Here is a 16996-nt window from a genome sequence, read left to right as displayed (position 1 = left end):
CGCGGCGGCGCTCCCTTGCGATTACAGATGCGAATACAGGCGGGTACGAGACTACGGACGGCGTGCGGCCGGCCGACACGGCGGTGTACGGGCGGCGGAATACAGACGGCGGAGTACGGACATGGTTCGGACAAGCGGGACGGGACGTGCGACGGCACCCATTCTGGACCCTGGGACCGACAATCCGGATTCGGTCGCGCCCTCCAGCACTGTCCGGCCGTCTCGCTCGTTGCAGCACAATGAAGATCCGAGCAGCAACCGACCGGAAGGACGAGAGCGGATGGCCGACCAGGCCCCCAGTTCCACCAACGGATTCGTCGTCAGCGAGCACACCCTGGGCAACGGGTTGCGCGTGGTGCTCTCCGAGGACCATCTCACCCCGGTCGCGGCGGTGTGCCTCTGGTACGACGTCGGTTCCCGGCACGAGGTCAAGGGCCGTACCGGCCTGGCCCACCTCTTCGAGCACCTGATGTTCCAGGGCTCGGCGTCCGTGCCCGGGAACGGCCACTTCGAGCTGATCCAGGCCGCCGGCGGCTCGCTCAACGGCACCACCAGCTTCGAACGCACCAACTACTTCGAGACCATGCCGGCCCACCAGGTGGAGCTCGCGCTGTGGCTGGAGGCCGACCGGATGGGCTCGCTGCTCAGCTCGCTCGACCTCACCGGCCTCGACAACCAGCGCGCCGTCGTCAAGAACGAGCGCCGCCAGCGCTACGACAACGTGCCGTACGGGACGTCCTTCGAGCGGCTGGTCGCCATGGCCTTCCCGGACGGTCACCCCTACCACCACACGCCCATCGGCTCGATGGCGGACCTCGACGCGGCCACCCTCGCCGACGCGCAGGAGTTCTTCACCACCTACTACGCGCCCAACAACGCGGTGCTGGCCGTCGTCGGCGACATCGACCCCGAGCAGACCCTCGCCTGGATCGAGAAGTACTTCGGCTCCATCCCCGGGCACGACGGCAAGCGCCCGCCGCGCGACGGCTCCACCATCGTCCGGGACGGCTCGGCGCCGCTGCGCGAGCACCTGGTCGAGGAGGTCCCCTCGCGGGCGATGATGGCCGTGTACCCGCTGCCGCTGGACGGCACCCGCGAGGCCGACGCCGCCGACCTGGCGCTCACCATCCTCGGCACGGGCGAGTCCAGCCGTCTCTACAACCGCCTGGTGCGGCGCGACCGCAGCGCCGTCACCGCCGGATTCGGGCTGCTGCGGCTGGCCGGTGCGCCCTCGCTGGGCTGGCTCGACGCCAAGACCTCCGGCGACGCCTCGCTGGCCTCGGTCGAGGCCGCCGTCGACGAGGAGCTGGCCCGCTTCGCCGCCGAGGGCCCCACCCCGGAGGAGCTGGAGCGCGCCCAGGCGCAGATCGAGCGTGAGTGGCTGGACCGCCTCGACACGGTCAACGGCCGCGCCGACGAGCTGTGCCGCTACGCCGTGCTGTTCGGCGACCCCAAGCTGCTGAACTCGGCCCTGGACAAGGTCCTGGACGTCACCGCCGAGGAGGTGCAGGCCGTCGCCGCACGGTTCCTGACACCGGACAACCGCGTCGTGCTCACCTACGAGCCGTCCGTCCCCGACGACGGCGACGACGCCGAAGACGCCGATGCCGCCGCAGCCGTTTCCGACGACGCCGATGAGGATGTCCACGCATGACCATCACCCCCGCCATGACGTTCCATCCCCGCCCCGAGCCGGGCCCGGCGACCCCCTGGGCGTTCCCCGCGCCCACCCGCAGCACCCTGCCCAACGGGCTGACCGTGCTGCGCTGCGACCGCCCCGGGCAGAAGCTCGTCGCCGTCGACCTGCTGCTGGACGCCCCGCTCGCCGCCGAACCGGCCGGTCTGGACGGCGTGGCGACCATCCTCGCCCGGGCCTTCTCCGAAGGCACCGAGACGATGACCGCCGAGGAGTTCGCCGCCGAACTGGAGCGCGCCGGGGCCACCCTGGACGCCCACGCCGACCACACCGCGCTGCGGATCTCGCTGGAGGTCCCGGCCTCCCGCACCGAGCGCGGCCTGCGGCTGCTCGCCGACGCGGTGCGCGCCCCGGCGCTGCCCGCCGACGAGATCGAGCGGCTGGTCGCCAACCGGCTGGACGAGATCGTCCACGAGCTGGCCAACCCCTCCCGGCGCGCCGCGTTCGCGCTCTACGGCGAGCTGTTCGACGCCGCCGACCGGATCTCCCGGCCCCGGGCCGGCACCGCCGACACGGTCAAGGGCATCGACCGCGCGGCGGTCGCCGACTTCTACGCCGCGCACGTCCGCCCGGCGACGGCCACCGTCGTCATCGTCGGCGACTTCTCCGCGGTGGACTTCGACGCGGTGCTCGCCGACACCCTCGGCGCCTGGACCGGCAGCCCGGCCGAGGCCTCCGTCGCCGGAGCCGTCACCGCCGACGACACCGGCCGGGTCGTCATCGTCGACCGCCCCGGCTCGGTGCAGACCCAGCTGCTCATCGGCCGGGTCGGCCCCGACCGGCACGACCCGGCCTGGGCCGCGCAGATCCTCGGCACCTACTGCCTCGGCGGCACCCTCACCTCGCGGCTGGACCGGGTGCTGCGCGAGGAGAAGGGCTACACCTACGGCGTCCGGGCCTTCGCCCAGCCGCTGCGCTCGGCGCCGGACGGCAGCGGCCGGGCCATGCTCGCCATCTCCGGCTCGGTCGACACCGAGTCCACCGGACCGGCGCTGGCCGACACCTGGACGATCCTGCGCGCCCTCGCCGCCGAGGGGCTCACCGATGAGGAGCGCGACGTCGCCGTGCAGAACCTCGTCGGTGTGGCCCCGCTGCGGTACGAGACCGCCGCCGCGGTCTGCTCCACCCTGGGCGACCAGGTCGAGCAGGGCCTGCCGGACGACTACCAGGCGCAGACCTACCGCCGCCTGGCGGAGACCACCACCGCGCAGGCCACGGCCGCCGTCGCCGCGGCCTTCCCGCCGGACCGCCTGGTCACCGTCCTGGTCGGCGACGCGGCCGCCATCTCCGGCCCGGTCAAGGAGCTGGGCATCGGCGAGGTCACCGTCATCAGCGCCTGACAGCCCGGCAAGCCGACAATCTGACAACTGACACCACCGGCCGGGGCCGGGGCCGCGTTTCCGGGCCCGGGCCCCGGCCGCTTCCTGTAGTGCTGCCCGGCCCTGCTGCGGCCCGCCGATACCATCACCAGCGCGTCAGGCCAAGGGTGCGGACAGTGAGCAGGCCGCCAAAACCGGGCAAGTGTGACGGGCGTCACATCAATCTGGGGACTTTCCGGGGAGCTGTTCCCCGTTTAGCTGATTGACTGAGTAAGCGGGGGACCTTTCCCCGGTTCTTCGCAGGCACGGCACCCGTCCGGACCGTACGAGCAGCTAAGGAGCGCGCCATGACCGACCTCATCGCCAAGACCGGCGCCCCGCGGCTGCGCGCGGACGCCACCCGCAACCGCGAGCGTATCGTCGCCGCCGCGCAGGAGGTGTTCGTCGAGTTCGGGCCGGATGCCCCGCTGGACGAGATCGCCCGCAGGGCCGGGGTCGGGAACGCCACGCTGTACCGGCACTTCCCGGACCGGCGGGAGCTGTCGCGCAGCGTCGTGCTCTCCGTCTTCGATACGATGGCGACCCAGGCCGAGGTGATGATCGCCGAGGCCGACCAGGCGTTCGACGCCCTGGAGCAGGTCGTCCACGGCGCGGTCGAATGGAAGGTCGGCGCGCTGTGCCCGATGTTCGCCGAGTGGATGGATCCGGCCGAACCGGAGCTGCTCGCCGCGCAGAACCGCCTCGACAGTGCGGTCGAGGCCATCATCGAGAAGGCCCAGGCGGAGGGCGGCCTCCGTACCGACGTCGGCGCCGGTGACATCCTCACCGTCGCGGCCCAGATGGCCCGGCCGCTGCCGGGGTCCGACTCCACCGACCACGACCTCTTCGTGCACCGCAGCCTGCAACTCTTCCTCGACGGGCTGCGCGCACCCGGCCGGTCCGCCCTCCCCGGGCGTCCGGTCACCCTCATGGACCTGCGCCGCGACTGCACGGCGCTGTCGGAACGTTGAACACCGACCGACGAACACTCGACCACTGAACAACTCATATTCGACAGGCACACATTGACGGTGTGTCAGTCGTGATTCGCCCACTGACACACAGACCTGGGAAACACCCATGCCCGAGACCGGTTCGTCCGTACCAGTCCAGCCGCACCCGCAGCGCTGGAAAGCACTGGCCTTCATAGCCATCGCCCAGCTCATGGTGGTCCTCGACGCCACCGTGGTGAACATCGCCCTGCCGCACGCCCAGGCGTCGCTGCACATCTCCAACGCCGACCGGCAGTGGGTCATCACCGCCTACAGCCTGGCCTTCGGCGGCCTGCTGCTCTTCGGCGGACGCATCTCCGACCTGTGGGGACGCAAGCGCGCCTTCATCATCGGCCTGGTCGGCTTCGCCCTGGCCTCCGCGCTCGGCGGCTCCGCCGTCAACGAGGCCATGCTGCTCGGCGCCCGCGCCCTGCAGGGCGTCTTCGGCGCGCTGCTCGCACCGGCCGCGCTCTCGCTGCTCGCGGTGACCTTCACCGAGGCCAAGGAGCGCGCCAAGGCGTTCGGCATCTTCGGCGCCATCGCCGGTGCCGGCGGCGCCGTCGGCCTGATCCTCGGCGGCGTGCTCACCCAGTACGCCAACTGGCGCTGGGCCCTGTTCATCAACATCTTCTTCGCCGTGATCGCCGCCATCGGCGCGGTCGCCTACATCCACGAGCCCGAGGGCTCGCGCAACCGCAACAAGCTCGACATCCCCGGCGTGGTGCTCGCCACCACCGGCCTGGTCGCGCTGGTCTACGGCTTCACCAAGGCGTCCACCAACGGCTGGGGCGCCGGCATCACGCTCGGCATGTTCGCCGCCTCGGTGGTCCTGCTCGCCGCCTTCGTCCTGGTCGAGGCCAAGGTCAAGGCCCCGTTGCTGCCGCTGCGCGTGATCACCAACCGCAACCGCGGCGGTGTCTACCTCTCGCTGGGCCTGGCCATCATCGGGATGTTCGGCCTGTTCCTCTTCCTGACCTACTACCTGCAGCAGATCAAGGGCTACAGCCCGGTCATGACCGGCGTCGCCTTCCTGCCCATGATCGCGGGCATGATCACCGGCTCCACCCAGATCGGCGCCCGGCTGATGACCCGCGTCCCGCCGCGCCTGCTGATGGGCCCCGGCTTCGTCGTCGCCGCGGTCGGCATGCTGATCCTCACCCGGCTCTCGGTCACCAGCTCCTACGCGTCGGTGATCCTGCCCGGCCTGATCCTGCTCGGCCTGGGCATGGGTACCGCCTTCATGCCCGCCATGAGCCTGTCCTCCTACCGGGTCCAGGCCGCGGACGCGGGTGTCGCCTCGGCGATGATCAACACCTCGCAGCAGGTCGGCGGCTCGATCGGGACCGCGCTGCTCAGCACGGTCGCGGTCAACGCCACCACCAGCTACCTCAAGGCCCACGGCGGCAACCCGGCCCTGATCAACCAGGCCTCGGTGCACGGCTACGTCGCCGCGATCTGGGTCGCGGTCGGCATCCTGGTGGTGGCGGCGGCGATCGCCCTCACCCTGGTCAACGTCGGCCGCGAAGCGGTGGCCCCGGTCGCCGGCGGTGTCGGCGAGGAGATCGGCGACGCCTCGGTGCCGATGGTCCTGCACTGATCCACCCCTGAACACCCAACCGGACTGACGCGGCGTCACATCTGCTGCGACCGGCCGGACCACGGCAGCGGCCCCCGCCTCGAACACAGAGACGGGGGCCGCTGCCGTGCGCGGAAAACGCGTTGCACCGCCCTTCTGCGGCGTGGCTAGATAGTGCCTGCGACCGGCATTCGAGCCGGTCCCCGGCGGTGGAGAGGAGGCATCACCATGCGGGTCGAGTCGATACGCGGACGCGTCAGCGTGCGCACCTCCCCCGGGCGACGCCCCTCCGCCGCCACTCCACAGAGCTGAGCACCCGCCTCACCCGCGCCGTACCGGTCGTTCGTACGGCAACAGACGTAGACTTTCACCGACCCCGGAGGTCGAAGCACCATGTCGTACACCCAGGTCCCCGGCGTCCGCGTACCCATACGGATGTGGACCGATCCGGCTGCGGTCGAGAGCCAGGCCATGCAGCAGCTGCGCAACATCTCCACCCTGCCGTGGATCCAGGGCCTGGCCGTCATGCCCGACGTCCACCTGGGCAAGGGCGCGACCGTGGGGTCCGTCATCGCCATGAAGGGCGCCGTGTGCCCGGCCGCCGTCGGCGTGGACATCGGCTGCGGCATGAGCGCGGTCAGGACCTCGCTCACCGCCCGCGACCTGCCGGACAACCTCGGCCGGCTCCGCTCGAAGATCGAGGAGGCCATCCCGGTCGGCCGGGCCGCCCACGCCGAGGTGGTCGACCCGCGCACCCTGCACGGCTACCCGACCGCCGGGTGGGACGACTTCTGGTCCCGCTTCGACGGCATCGCCCCGCAGGTGCACGGGCGCCGGGAGCGCGCCATGGCGCAGATGGGCTCGCTCGGCAGCGGCAACCACTTCGTGGAGTTCTGCCTCGACACCAGCGGCTCGGTCTGGCTGATGCTGCACTCCGGCTCCCGCAACATCGGCAAGGAACTGGCGGAGCACCACATGAACGTGGCCCGTTCGCTGCCGCACAACCAGGGCCTGGTCGACCGCGACCTCGCCGTCTTCATCTCGGACACCCCGCAGATGGCCGCCTACCGCCAGGACCTCTTCTGGGCCCAGGAGTACGCCAAGCACAACCGCGCCCTGATGATGGCGCTCTTCCAGACCGTCGTCCGCAAGGAGTTCGCCCGCGCCAAGGTCACCTTCGACCAGGTCATCAGCTGCCACCACAACTACGTCAGCGAGGAGACGTACGACGGCCAGGAGCTGCTGGTGACCCGCAAGGGCGCGATCCGCGCGGGCTCCGGCGAGTTCGGCATCATCCCGGGCTCCATGGGCACCGGCTCGTACATCGTCAAGGGCCTGGGCAACGAGGCCGCCTTCAACTCGGCCTCGCACGGCGCGGGCCGGAAGATGTCCCGGACGGCGGCCAAGAAGAAGTTCGGCGTCCGCGACCTGGAGGAGCAGACCCGCGGCGTGGAGTGCCGCAAGGACTCCGGCGTCGTGGACGAGATCCCGGGCGCGTACAAGCCCATCGAGAAGGTCATGGCCCAGCAGACCGACCTGGTCGAGGTCGTCGCCCAGCTCAAGCAGCTCGTCTGCGTCAAGGGTTGAGTTGCGTGCCCGCTGGGGGGCGCGTCGGCCGGGTGCGGGGCCCGGACAGGGGAGGGGCGCGGGGCCGGCCGACGGCGCGGGGGCGGGGTCAGCCGGCGGTGGGGACCAGGGTGACCTGTTGGCGCTGGTCGGCCAGGCGGTCGATCTGCGGGATGAGGGAGGACGGCGTCCACTGCAGCTGGACCAGGGACACCTCCACCGTGACCGGGCCGGCCGAGGCCGCCGGGAAGGGCTTGCCCGTGTTCTGCCAGGTGTGCTCCGCGCCGTCGCAGACGGCGGGCGCGCTGCCGCCGATGCTGCTGTAGGTGGAGCCGGAGACGAGCGTGCTGCTGACCACCGTTCCGGTGGACGACTCGCACTGGTACGTGCCGGACAGGGTGACCGTCCCGTCCTTGGCGATCACTCCGGTGGGGTTGGCCGACACGGTGTCGCCGACCTCCGCGCCCGCCGGGCCCGCGGCCCAGACGACCAGGACCCCGACGGCCCCCACGACAGCAAGACGACCTCGCACGACTACCTCCTGTTTGACGGTGTGTGCGCATACAGCTACCGTGCGCGGGGCCGGGAACCCGGCACCCTCACCCGCACGGCGGCGAGTCGCCGCCGATCGCCGCGCCCGTGGTCAGGTCTGGAGCGCGGGCTGGTACTCCTCGGCGGTGAGGCCGAAGGTCCAGGCGACGCCCTCGCGGGCGGTGCGGGTGCGCGGCGGCACCCGGAGCCAGTAGACCCGGTGGCTGCCGTCCGGCTCCGGAGTGGAGTTGACCACCTCGACCGTCACCACTGCCTCGTCCCCGGGCAGTTCTATCCGCCACAGCACGCCGGTCTCGTCCCGGTGGACCGGGGTGGCGCCGGACTCGGCGAGGTAGCGCTCGTAGCCGTAGTACTCGAGCATGACCCGGCGCAGCTCCGCATTGGCCTCGGTGCGGATGTCGGCTGCGGTCAGCGCGGCCAGGCGGTCCAGGAAGCCCGCCGGGACCGGCATGCCCCGCCAGGCGTGCAGGGCGAAGCCGTCCGGGAAGGCCAGCGCGGGGCCGTCGGCGCAGTGCAGTCGGCCCGGTTCGTCCTGGTGCAGGGCGATCGGACGCTCCGTCAGCAGGACCACATCGCGGTAGGGCCACCACCAGCCCGCGGCGGCGGCCGTGCGGGCCAGGCCGTCCAGTTCGGGGGCCTCGGCCAGGGCGGACAGCCAGGCGGCGTCGTGCTGACCGCAGAGCGCGTCCAGCATGGCCAGGCGCACGGCCGAGCGGGCCGGGCCGACCGGTCGGGTCGGATCGTCCGGGCCGCCCAGGCGGTCGGCCACCGCGCCGCGTATGCGCTGGGTCAGATCGCTGATGCGGAGCCAGAGCTCGCCGCCGGTCCGGGACCAGTGCTCGGACCAGTCGGTCGGCCCCAGGGCGGTCAGGCTGCGGCGGCGCGCGGCCTCCCACGGGGCGGTGCGCAGGGCCTCGCGGACGCTGCCGCCCGCAGCGCCCGGCTCGGCGGCGACGCCGTGCCCGGCGAGGATGCGTGCCGCCTCGGCCAGCACCCGCTCGGCGTCGGCTCCGGCTCCGGTGTCGGCACTGTCGGCCGGTGCGCCTGTCGCCGGGTCGCGGACGACGGCCTCGCGGACGACGGCGTCGGCTCCGGTCAGCAGCAGCGCGGCGGCCGTCGCCTGCAGCGGTGAGTCGAACCAGACCACCGTGCAGGGCTCGGCCAGCCCCGCCGAGCGGTAGGCGGCGCGCACACCGGCCTCTGCGGCGGCCCGGTCGGCGGGCCCGGTGCGCAGCGCCACGGCCCGCCAGTCGGTGCCCGTGTGGGTAGAGGTCGAACCGCTCATGCGTCATCTCCTTCGATCCGGCAGTTCTGCGTGGTGGTTGTCGGCACGTCAGTCCGCGACGACGCGGAGGCTTCCCGGGGTGTACTCGCGCTGCCTGACGATCCGGTACCAGCCCCGGGCCAGCGCTATCGCCGCGTGCTCCTCGTGCACCACCCGGCCGCCCTCGGCCAGGTGCAGCCACGCCTGGCCGAACTCGTCCGACTCGCGTGCCAGCGAACCGGGGCCGACCACGGCGTGCGTGTGCCCGGTCGCCTCGCCCCGGGCCAGCACGAGCCGACCGCGGCCGTCCCGCGCCTGCTGGGGGAGGGCGTGCACCAGCGGCGGCACCGCCCCCTCCGCGATCGGAACCAGGAGTACGTCTCCCTGTCGGAACATGGCTTCCCCTTCCGCTACGGCCCGCTGAGGGTCCGTCGGCTCCATGTCCCGGACACTACGAGGCGCCACTGACAACCGGCCGCGCGGCCGCCCCCGACTCCCCTTCGCCAGGCCCCTGAAACCGCGATGTCAGTCACACCTGATAGGAACAGGGCCACTGTCCGACCATGCGAGGGAGCCGCCGCCATGTACGCACAACACCTGACCGAGCTGAACGGGCTGCCGGTGTACGACCTGCCCTCGGTCATCATCCCGGACGACCTGCCGGCCCCGGACGAGGTCGCCTGGCGGATCCGCTACGACTGGAACTCCGACGACGGCATCGGGCAGATCTGGGAGCGGTTCCTGGCCCATGTGGACACCACCAGGGTCACCGCGCTGGTGCTCGGCGCCTGGGGCGAGGACCTGTACGAGGACAGCCTCGGCCCCGAACTGCAGCGCGTGATCGACCTCAAGGACCGCTTCCCGGCCCTCAAGGCGTTCTTCCTGGCGGACCTCATCTCGGAGGAGAACGAGATCTCCTGGATCGAACAGACCGACCTGGCACCACTGCTGGTGGCCTACCCCGAGCTGGAGGTGCTCGGTGCCCGCGGCGGTCACCGGGAGTTCACGCCGGTGCGGCACGCGTCGCTGCGCACCCTGCGGCTGGAGTCCGGCGGCATGTCGGCGGCGGTGGTGCGCGGCATATCCGACAGCGAACTGCCCGCCCTGGAGCGCCTGGAGCTGTGGCTGGGCGCCGAGGAGTACGGGGCCGACACCACCGTCGCCGACCTGGCCCCGCTGCTCTCCGGGGTCCGCTTCCCGCGGCTGCGCCACCTCGGGTTGCAGGACAGCGATATCGAGGACGCCATCGCCGAGGCCGTCGCCCACGCCCCGGTGGTGCCCGCGCTGGAGACGCTGGCCCTGTCCATGGGCGTGCTCACCGACGCCGGGGCCGAGGCCCTGCTGTCGGGCCAGCCGCTCACCCACCTCAAGCGGCTCGACCTGCACCACCACTTCCTGAGCGACGGGATGGTCGAGCGGCTGCGGCAGGCCCTGGAACCGGCCGGGGTCGACGTCGACCTCAGCGAGCAGGAGAAGCCGCAGGACTACAACGGCGAGTTGTGGCACTACGTCGCCGTCGCCGAATAGGCGCCGTCGTGCACGCCCAACGCCCGCCCGGCGAAACGCACTTCACCGTGGTCGGCAACCCCGGCAGTCGACGCGTCGAGCTGTTCCGCGCGGCCGTGCGCCGGGCCGGCTGCCCCGACCCTGCCGTCCTGGCCTGGCAGGCCGTGCTGCGCGGTGACGTGGCCCTGGCAGAGGGCACGCTGCTGCGGATCGACTCGCCGGGCGAGGACGACGAGGTCGACCGGCTGCTGCGCGGTCCGGAGCTCGGCGCGGGCTGGAACCCGGCCCGGGTCGAGGGCGGAGCGCCGTGGTACCGCCGCTTCACCTCCGCGCTGCGGGCCCTCGCCGCAGCCGCCGCGACCACCCCGGGGTGCACCCTGCTCGGGGAGGCCGAGGAGATCGCCGTCATGTTCGACAAGCGGCGCGCGCACGCGCTGCTCGGCGCGGCGGGCGTGCCCGTGCCCGCCGCGCTCGACCAGGGGAGGGAGGCCCTGTCCGGTTGGGAGGACCTGCGGACCCGGCTGGCGGACGCCGGGATGCGGCGGGTCTTCGTGAAGCCCGCCCACGGCTCGTCCGGCTCGGGCGTGGTGGCGCTGGAACTCGGCCCGGACGGCCGGGCCCGCGCCACCACCTCCGTGGAGCCGACGCGCTCCGACGGCGGTGCGGTGCAGCTGTTCAACTCGCTGCGGGTGCGCAGCTACACCGAGGAGCCGCAGCTGCGCGCGCTGTTCGACGCCCTCGCCCGCGAGCCGCTGCACGTGGAACGCTGGCTCCCCAAGGCCACCCAGCACGGTCGGCCCGCCGACCTGCGGGTGGTGGTCACCGCCGGGCGGGCCACCCATGCCGTGCTGCGCACCAGTCGGCACCCGATGACCAACCTGCACCTGGGCGGGGCGCGCGGCGATCTCGACCTGGTCCGCGCAGCCGCCGGCCCGCACTGGCGGAGCCTCCTCGACACCAGCGAGGCGGCGGCGCGGTGCTTCCCGAACAGCCCCACCGTGGGCGTGGACGTGCTCCCCGGCATCGGCTGGCAACGCCACGCCGTGGGCGAGGTCAACGCCTTCGGCGACCTGCTGCCCCGCCTCACCGGCCTTCCCGGCTCCGCCGCCGAGGGCCAGGACACCTACGCGGCGTTCGTCGCCGCCGCACTCCGAGCAAAAGCCGCCTGAGCGCAGCCGAAGGACCGCACCTGTGAACATCCCGCCCGCAACGACCCCGCCCGCAACGACCCCGCCCGCAACGACCCCGGCCGCGCCCGACATGCGGTCGATCGTCGGCACCCACGACATCCTCATGGTCACCCTGGACACCCTGCGCTACGACGTCGCCGTCGAGCTGGCCGAGGCCGGACGGACGCCGAACCTGGCCGCCGTCCTGCCCGGGGGCCGCTGGGAGCGGCGGCACACCCCCGGCAGCTTCACCTACGCCGCCCACCAGGCGATCCTCGCCGGATTCCTGCCGACCCCGGCCGAGCCAGGCGGCCCGCACCCACGGCTGTTCGCAGCGAGCTTCGCGGGCAGCGAGAGCACGGCGGGGACCACCTTCGTCTACGACACCCCCGACCTGGTCTCCGGGCTGGCCGCCGTCGGCTACCGCACGGTCTGCGTCGGCGGCGTCGGCTTCTTCAACAAGCAGGGCCCGCTCGGGTCCGTGCTGCCCGGCCTGTTCCAGGAGAGCCACTGGGCACCGGAGCTGGGCGTCACCTCGCCGACGTCGTTCGAAGCGCAGGTGGCGGTGGCCGAGCAGGTCTGCGCCGAGCAGCCCGCCGGACAGCCGCTGTTCCTCTTCCTCAACGTCTCGGCGCTGCACCAGCCGAACTGGTTCCACCTGCCCGGCGCCACCCGCGAGCACGGGGACGACCGGGCGTCGCACGCGGCCGCGCTGGAGTACGTCGACCGGCACCTGCCGCGGCTGTTCGCGGTGATGCGGCGCAGGCGTCCGTGCTTCGCCGTCGTCTGCGCCGACCACGGCACGGCCTACGGCGAGGACGGCTACACCGGGCACCGCATCGGCCACGAGGTCGTCTGGACCGTCCCCTACGCGCAGTTCACGCTGCCCGCCGCCGAAGAAGGTCCCGCATGAGCGCCATGAGCACCGCCGCCCTGTCCCCGGCCGACGGCCCCGACACCGGCATCGGTACCGGACCGGGCCCGGCCGCCGAGCCGTACCGGAGCCCCTACCAGAGCTACGTCTACGCCTATCCGCACAAGACGGCGTACCGCCCGCTGCAGCCCCGGCCGCGCCTGGCCGAGCTGTGGGCGCAGGAGCCCAAGCAGGCGCTGTCGTTCTACGCGCACATCCCCTTCTGCGAGGTGCGCTGCGGTTTCTGCAACCTGTTCACCCGCATCGGCGCCCCGGACGGCCTGACCACCGCCTACCTGGACGCGCTCGACCGGCAGGCCGCCCGGGTGGCCGCGGCGGTCGGCGCGGAGGCGCGGTTCGCGCAGGCCGCGTTCGGCGGCGGTACGCCCACCTTCCTCACCGCCGCCGAGCTGGAGCGCCTCTGCGACATCGTCGAGACCCGGATGGGCGCCGACCTGCGGGCCATTCCGCTGTCGGTCGAGGCGTCCCCGTCCACCAGCACCAGGGACCGGATGGCGGTGCTGGCCGAACGCGGGACCACCCGGCTCAGCCTGGGCGTGCAGAGCTTCGTGGAGCACGAGGCCCGGGCCGCCGTGCGTCCGCAGCGCCGGGCGGACGTCGAGACCGCCATCGGCCTGGTCCGCGACGCCCGGATACCGGTGCTCAACCTCGACCTGATCTACGGCATCGACGGCCAGACCGAGGCCAGTTGGCGCTACTCGCTGGACGCCGCGCTCGCCTGGGAGCCGGAGGAGCTGTACCTCTACCCGCTCTACGTCCGCCCGCTGACCGGTCTGGCCCGGCGCGAACAAGCCGACGCCGCACGGGAGTCCGCCACGGCCGCACCGACCGCTGACGCACCGACCGCTGACGGACCGGCCGCCGCCGATCCGGAGTGGGACGCCCGGCGGCTCGCCCTCTACCGCAGCGGCCGCGACCAGCTGCTGGCCGCCGGCTACGAGCAGGTGTCCATGCGGATGTTCCGGCGCGCCGCCTCGCCGCAGGCCGGGGGCACCGAGTACTGCTGCCAGACCGACGGCATGATCGGCCTGGGCTGCGGCGCCCGCTCCTACACCCACGCCCTGCACTACTCCTTCGACTACGCGGTCTCCATGACCGAGATCCGCGGCATCGTCGACGACTACGTCGCCCGCCCCGCCGAGGACTTCGACCGGGCCGAGGTCGGTTGGGCCATGGACGCGCAGGAGGCCCGGCGGCGACACCTGATCCAGTCGCTGCTGCAGAACGAGGGCCTGGACACCGCCGGCTACCGGGAGCGCTTCGGCACCTCGGCGGCCGAGGACTTCGCCGCCGAGCTGGAGCGCCTGCACGACCTCGGCTGGCTGGACGACGCGGTGACCGTGCCCGGGCGGCTGCGGCTGACGCCCGAGGGGCTGGCGCACTCCGACGCGGTGGGGCCCGCGTTCTTCTCCTCCCGGGCCGCCACCGCCATGGCCGCCTACCAGGCCAGGTGAGCGCGCGGCCATGGATCTGACCATCCTCTACCGGGGTCCGCTCGCCTCCTGCGACTACGACTGCCCGTACTGCCCCTTCGCCAAGCGCCGCGACAGCCGGGAGCAGCTCACCGCCGACCGGGAGGCGCTGGCGCGCTTCGCCGGCTGGGCCGCCGACCGGCACGGCGACCGGCTCTCACTGCTGTTCACCCCTTGGGGCGAGGGCCTGACCCGCTCCTGGTACCGGCGGACGCTGGCGGAGCTGAGCAGGCTCCCGCACGTCAAGCGGGTGGCCGTGCAGACCAATCTGAGTCACCGGACCGCCTGGGTCGAGCACGCCGACCCGCGCACGCTGGCGCTGTGGACCACCTACCACCCCGGCCAGGTCGGCCACGACCGGTTCCTCGGCAAGTGCCGCGAGCTGGACGCCCGCGCGGTCCGCTACAGCGTCGGCGTGGTCGGCGACCCGCAGCACCTGGAGGCGGCCCGGCGGATGAGGGCGGCGCTGCCGGACCACGTCTACCTGTGGATCAACGCGCAGGAGGGGCGCGGCTACACCGACGCCGAGGCCGAGCAGTGGACCGCGCTCGATCCGCTGTTCGACTACAGCCGCCGCCCGCACGCCAGCGCGGGCCGCCCGTGCCGCACCGGCGAGTCCGTCGTCTCCGTGGACGGCGAGGGCACGGTGCGCCGCTGTCACTTCGTCAAGGAGCCCCTCGGCAACCTGTACGACGGCAGCTACCGCGCGGCGCTGCGCCCCCGGCCGTGCCCGCTGGCGGTGTGCGACTGCCACATCGGCTATGTGCACCTGGAGTCGCTGCCGCTGTACGACGTCTTCGCGGGCGGGGTGCTGGAGCGGATACCGCAGGCGTGGCCGGAGCGGCGGCCGGGCGGCCTGCCGGTGGTCAGCGCTGCGGCAGGCGGCCTGCCGCGCCCAGCCAGCTGAGGTCGCCCGGGATCTCCTCGTCCGCACGCCACTTGAAGATGGAGGTGATGCCCGGGTCGAGCAGTTCGAAGCCGCTCAGCCAGCGGGCCACGTCGGCGCGGGAGTGCAGCACCAGCGGCGAGCTGGACTTCTGGTAGGTGGCCTCGAACCGGGCCACCGCCTCCGGGCTGTGGCCCTCGGAGGAGCCGCTGGAGACCACCAGGTGGCTGCCGGGCACGAGCGGCCGGACCAGCCGGTCGACCAGCTCCTCCGGGTACTCGTCGTGCCGGATGAAGTGCAGCACCGCCACCAGCAGCAGGCCGACCGGCTGGGAGAAGTCGATGTGGTCGGTGAGCTGCGGATCGGCCAGGATGGCCTCCGGCTCGCGCACGTCGCCCTCGATGGCCACCACCCCGGGCGCGGACCGCAGCGCCCGGGTGTGGGCCAGGACGACCGGGTCGTTGTCGACGTAGACCACTCTCGCGCCCGGGTGGGACCGCTGGGCGACCTCGTGGGTGTTGGGCGAGGTGGGGATGCCCGCGCCGATGTCGATGAACTGCCGCACCCCGGCCTGGGCCAGCGCCTCCACCGCGCGCACCATGAACCGGCGGTTCCCCCGGGCCCCGGCCAGCACCACCGGGTGCGTGGCGATCATGGTGTCGGCGACCGCCCGGTCCGCCGCGTAGTTGTCCTTCCCGCCCAGGTAGTAGTCGTACATCCGGGCGGGGCTGGCGACGTCGGGATCGAAGCGCAGGTCGGGTTCGACCGTCTCGTCCGATATCGGCAACAACGAATCCTGCGGCTTGCCGGTCATGCCCCGCCCCCAGTCGTACTCGCGTGCGCGTGTGAACTGGCGCCCAGTGTAGGGCGGTTGTCCGCGGAGTGACGCCGTGTCCGGCGGCAGCGGACGCGGGCAGCGCCTGGGCGGGAACCCCGGGCCGTACCGGGTGGGGCCGGTGCGGCCCGGGGAGGTCACCCCGGGTGCGGGGTGGTCATTCGGCGTTCTCCCAGGTGTCGGCGAAGGAGCCGTCGGAGATCGCGCCGGGCTGGGCGGTGGTGTCGCCGCTGTCCTGGTTCTGCATGACGATGCCGGTGGGCGCGTAGCTGTCCAGGGCGTTGCCGTCGGCGTCGGAGCCGGTGAAGTCGACCGTGCCGAAGTCGGACAGGTCGGCGATCTGGCCGTCGACCTGCGTGGCCTCGGCGATGACCTCGGCCGAGCTGTCCTGGTAGCCGGAGGAGCCCTGTTGGGTGGTGGTCTGGTTCCAGCCCTGGGTGCCGTCGGACAGCGTCATGGTGAAGGTGCCGTCGCCGTTGTCGGTGACGGTGGCGGTCATCTGGTCGCCGGGCTCGACGTCCACCGACCACGGCGACTCGGACGCGGGCAGCACCTCCCACCAGGCGCCGTACTGGGCCTGGCCGTTGATGCAGTCGGCCTCGGTCCCGGTCTGCTCCAGGGCGGAGTTGTCGTAGCCGTCCAGGCCGACCCAGAAGGAGGAGTAGGTGTCCTGGGAGCCGCAGCTCACCGAGGGCTGCACCCAGGAGGAGGTGACGGAGGTGTAGCTGCCGGACGAGCCGGTGGCCGCGTAGCCGGACCAGTTGCCGGAGGTGACGGTGTCGTTCCTCCTCGTCCGGTGCCGCAGGCGTAGGTTGTGACTCTCGCGGCGCGCCAGCGAGGCGCTGACCTGGGCGGCGTGCCGGTGGTGCGCGGCGGGGCCGGGCTGGGCGGCGTGCGCGGCGGGTGCCGCCAGGGCGGCGGCGGTGATGATGCCGGTGGCTATGGCGAGCAGGCGGGCAGGGGTTCTCTGGGACATGGGGGTCTCCCTGGGCTGGGACGCCGGGTGGCGCCGTGCGGCCCGGTCGGGCGCCGACTGTTGTGGTCCGTGATCCCGGGCGGCGGACACAGCCTGCATGAGCCTTCGCGTTCATGACAAGAGTTCGGAAGTGCTCATTCCGGGGAGATTCCTGTGAACATCCTGAACTCACTGACAGCATGGCCGTTCCGTGCACTGTCAGCGATCGGGCGGG

The 16996-nt window shown here is 72.6% G+C and carries 15 protein-coding genes; 10 read left to right on the top strand and 5 right to left on the bottom strand.

Annotated elements, in window-relative coordinates; all coding sequences use genetic code 11:
• Positions 1-280 precede the first annotated feature (280 nt).
• The 5 genes from GXW83_RS26465 (at position 281) to GXW83_RS26445 (ending at position 7209) form a co-directional block, all read left to right on the top strand.
• A complete protein-coding gene (locus tag GXW83_RS26465) occupies positions 281-1654 on the top strand; it encodes a pitrilysin family protein (RefSeq protein WP_182445577.1) in 1374 nt (457 codons plus the stop codon).
• The gene (locus GXW83_RS26460) at positions 1651-3036 is read left to right on the top strand and encodes a pitrilysin family protein (protein ID WP_182445576.1); all 1386 of its coding nucleotides are present in this window, start codon (positions 1651-1653) and stop codon (positions 3034-3036) included. The genes GXW83_RS26465 and GXW83_RS26460 overlap by 4 nt, the downstream gene beginning before the upstream one ends.
• Before the next feature lie 326 nt (positions 3037-3362).
• A complete protein-coding gene (locus GXW83_RS26455) occupies positions 3363-4025 on the top strand; it encodes a TetR/AcrR family transcriptional regulator (RefSeq protein ID WP_182445575.1) in 663 nt (220 codons plus the stop codon).
• A gap of 109 nt (positions 4026-4134) precedes the next feature.
• The gene (locus GXW83_RS26450; protein WP_182445574.1) at positions 4135-5643 is read left to right on the top strand and encodes an MFS transporter; all 1509 of its coding nucleotides are present in this window, start codon (positions 4135-4137) and stop codon (positions 5641-5643) included.
• A 372-nt stretch (positions 5644-6015) separates the two neighbouring features.
• Positions 6016-7209 (top strand): RtcB family protein, encoded by a 1194-nt coding sequence (locus GXW83_RS26445; RefSeq protein ID WP_182445573.1) that lies wholly within the window; start codon positions 6016-6018, stop codon positions 7207-7209.
• 88 nt (positions 7210-7297) lie between these two features.
• Here the strand turns inward: GXW83_RS26445 and GXW83_RS26440 are convergent, their stop codons facing one another.
• From GXW83_RS26440 to GXW83_RS26430, 3 genes are all read right to left on the bottom strand, one after another.
• Positions 7298-7720, bottom strand: a complete 423-nt coding sequence (locus GXW83_RS26440; protein WP_182445572.1) for a DUF6299 family protein — start codon at positions 7718-7720, stop codon at positions 7298-7300.
• Between the two features lie 111 nt (positions 7721-7831).
• Positions 7832-9025, bottom strand: coding sequence for a DUF6745 domain-containing protein (locus GXW83_RS26435; RefSeq protein WP_182445571.1), 1194 nt, complete (start codon positions 9023-9025; stop codon positions 7832-7834).
• Between the two features lie 48 nt (positions 9026-9073).
• Positions 9074-9400, bottom strand: a complete 327-nt coding sequence (locus GXW83_RS26430; protein WP_182445570.1) for a hypothetical protein — start codon at positions 9398-9400, stop codon at positions 9074-9076.
• Between the two features lie 186 nt (positions 9401-9586).
• Here GXW83_RS26430 and GXW83_RS26425 point away from each other — a divergent pair, with 186 nt between their 5' ends.
• The 5 genes from GXW83_RS26425 to GXW83_RS26405 all read left to right on the top strand — a co-directional run bounded on the left by GXW83_RS26425 (position 9587) and on the right by GXW83_RS26405 (position 14992).
• On the top strand, positions 9587-10531 hold the full coding sequence (locus GXW83_RS26425) for an STM4015 family protein (RefSeq protein WP_182445569.1): 945 nt from the start codon (positions 9587-9589) through the stop codon (positions 10529-10531).
• Positions 10532-10539: 8 nt separating this feature from the next.
• Positions 10540-11679 (top strand): STM4014 family protein, encoded by a 1140-nt coding sequence (locus tag GXW83_RS26420; RefSeq protein WP_225447266.1) that lies wholly within the window; start codon positions 10540-10542, stop codon positions 11677-11679.
• Positions 11680-11770: 91 nt separating this feature from the next.
• Positions 11771-12592 (top strand): STM4013/SEN3800 family hydrolase, encoded by an 822-nt coding sequence (locus GXW83_RS26415; protein WP_182447574.1) that lies wholly within the window; start codon positions 11771-11773, stop codon positions 12590-12592.
• Positions 12589-14067 (top strand): STM4012 family radical SAM protein, encoded by a 1479-nt coding sequence (locus tag GXW83_RS26410; RefSeq protein ID WP_225447265.1) that lies wholly within the window; start codon positions 12589-12591, stop codon positions 14065-14067. Before GXW83_RS26415 ends, GXW83_RS26410 begins: the two co-directional genes overlap by 4 nt.
• A 10-nt stretch (positions 14068-14077) precedes the next feature.
• The gene (locus GXW83_RS26405) at positions 14078-14992 is read left to right on the top strand and encodes an STM4011 family radical SAM protein (protein ID WP_182445568.1); all 915 of its coding nucleotides are present in this window, start codon (positions 14078-14080) and stop codon (positions 14990-14992) included.
• Here GXW83_RS26405 and GXW83_RS26400 read toward each other — a convergent pair.
• Positions 14952-15785 (bottom strand): SAM-dependent methyltransferase, encoded by an 834-nt coding sequence (locus tag GXW83_RS26400; RefSeq protein WP_182445567.1) that lies wholly within the window; start codon positions 15783-15785, stop codon positions 14952-14954. The genes GXW83_RS26405 and GXW83_RS26400 overlap by 41 nt on opposite strands.
• A 178-nt stretch (positions 15786-15963) precedes the next feature.
• Entirely contained in the window at positions 15964-16782 is an 819-nt protein-coding gene (locus tag GXW83_RS26395) for a G1 family glutamic endopeptidase (RefSeq protein ID WP_182445566.1), read from the bottom strand.
• Between the last annotated feature and the right edge of the window lie 214 nt (positions 16783-16996).

Origin of the sequence: Streptacidiphilus sp. PB12-B1b (assembly GCF_014084125.1) — a bacterium.
Lineage (GTDB): Bacteria > Actinomycetota > Actinomycetes > Streptomycetales > Streptomycetaceae > Streptacidiphilus.
This window is presented reverse-complemented; position numbering and strand designations above follow the sequence as displayed.

What these genes read in the sequence shown, in the direction of transcription:
- GXW83_RS26465 (WP_182445577.1), top strand. Translation starts at nt 281, where the DNA reads ATGGCCGACCAGGCCCCCAGTTCCACCAACGGATTCGTCGTCAGCGAG.
- GXW83_RS26460 (WP_182445576.1), top strand. Translation starts at nt 1,651, where the DNA reads ATGACCATCACCCCCGCCATGACGTTCCATCCCCGCCCCGAGCCGGGC.
- GXW83_RS26455 (WP_182445575.1), top strand. Translation starts at nt 3,363, where the DNA reads ATGACCGACCTCATCGCCAAGACCGGCGCCCCGCGGCTGCGCGCGGAC.
- GXW83_RS26450 (WP_182445574.1), top strand. Translation starts at nt 4,135, where the DNA reads ATGCCCGAGACCGGTTCGTCCGTACCAGTCCAGCCGCACCCGCAGCGC.
- GXW83_RS26445 (WP_182445573.1), top strand. Translation starts at nt 6,016, where the DNA reads ATGTCGTACACCCAGGTCCCCGGCGTCCGCGTACCCATACGGATGTGG.
- GXW83_RS26435 (WP_182445571.1), bottom strand. Translation starts at nt 9,025, where the DNA reads ATGAGCGGTTCGACCTCTACCCACACGGGCACCGACTGGCGGGCCGTG.
- GXW83_RS26430 (WP_182445570.1), bottom strand. Translation starts at nt 9,400, where the DNA reads ATGTTCCGACAGGGAGACGTACTCCTGGTTCCGATCGCGGAGGGGGCG.
- GXW83_RS26425 (WP_182445569.1), top strand. Translation starts at nt 9,587, where the DNA reads ATGTACGCACAACACCTGACCGAGCTGAACGGGCTGCCGGTGTACGAC.
- GXW83_RS26415 (WP_182447574.1), top strand. Translation starts at nt 11,771, where the DNA reads ATGCGGTCGATCGTCGGCACCCACGACATCCTCATGGTCACCCTGGAC.
- GXW83_RS26410 (WP_225447265.1), top strand. Translation starts at nt 12,589, where the DNA reads ATGAGCGCCATGAGCACCGCCGCCCTGTCCCCGGCCGACGGCCCCGAC.
- GXW83_RS26405 (WP_182445568.1), top strand. Translation starts at nt 14,078, where the DNA reads ATGGATCTGACCATCCTCTACCGGGGTCCGCTCGCCTCCTGCGACTAC.
- GXW83_RS26400 (WP_182445567.1), bottom strand. Translation starts at nt 15,785, where the DNA reads ATGACCGGCAAGCCGCAGGATTCGTTGTTGCCGATATCGGACGAGACG.
- GXW83_RS26395 (WP_182445566.1), bottom strand. Translation starts at nt 16,782, where the DNA reads ATGTCCCAGAGAACCCCTGCCCGCCTGCTCGCCATAGCCACCGGCATC.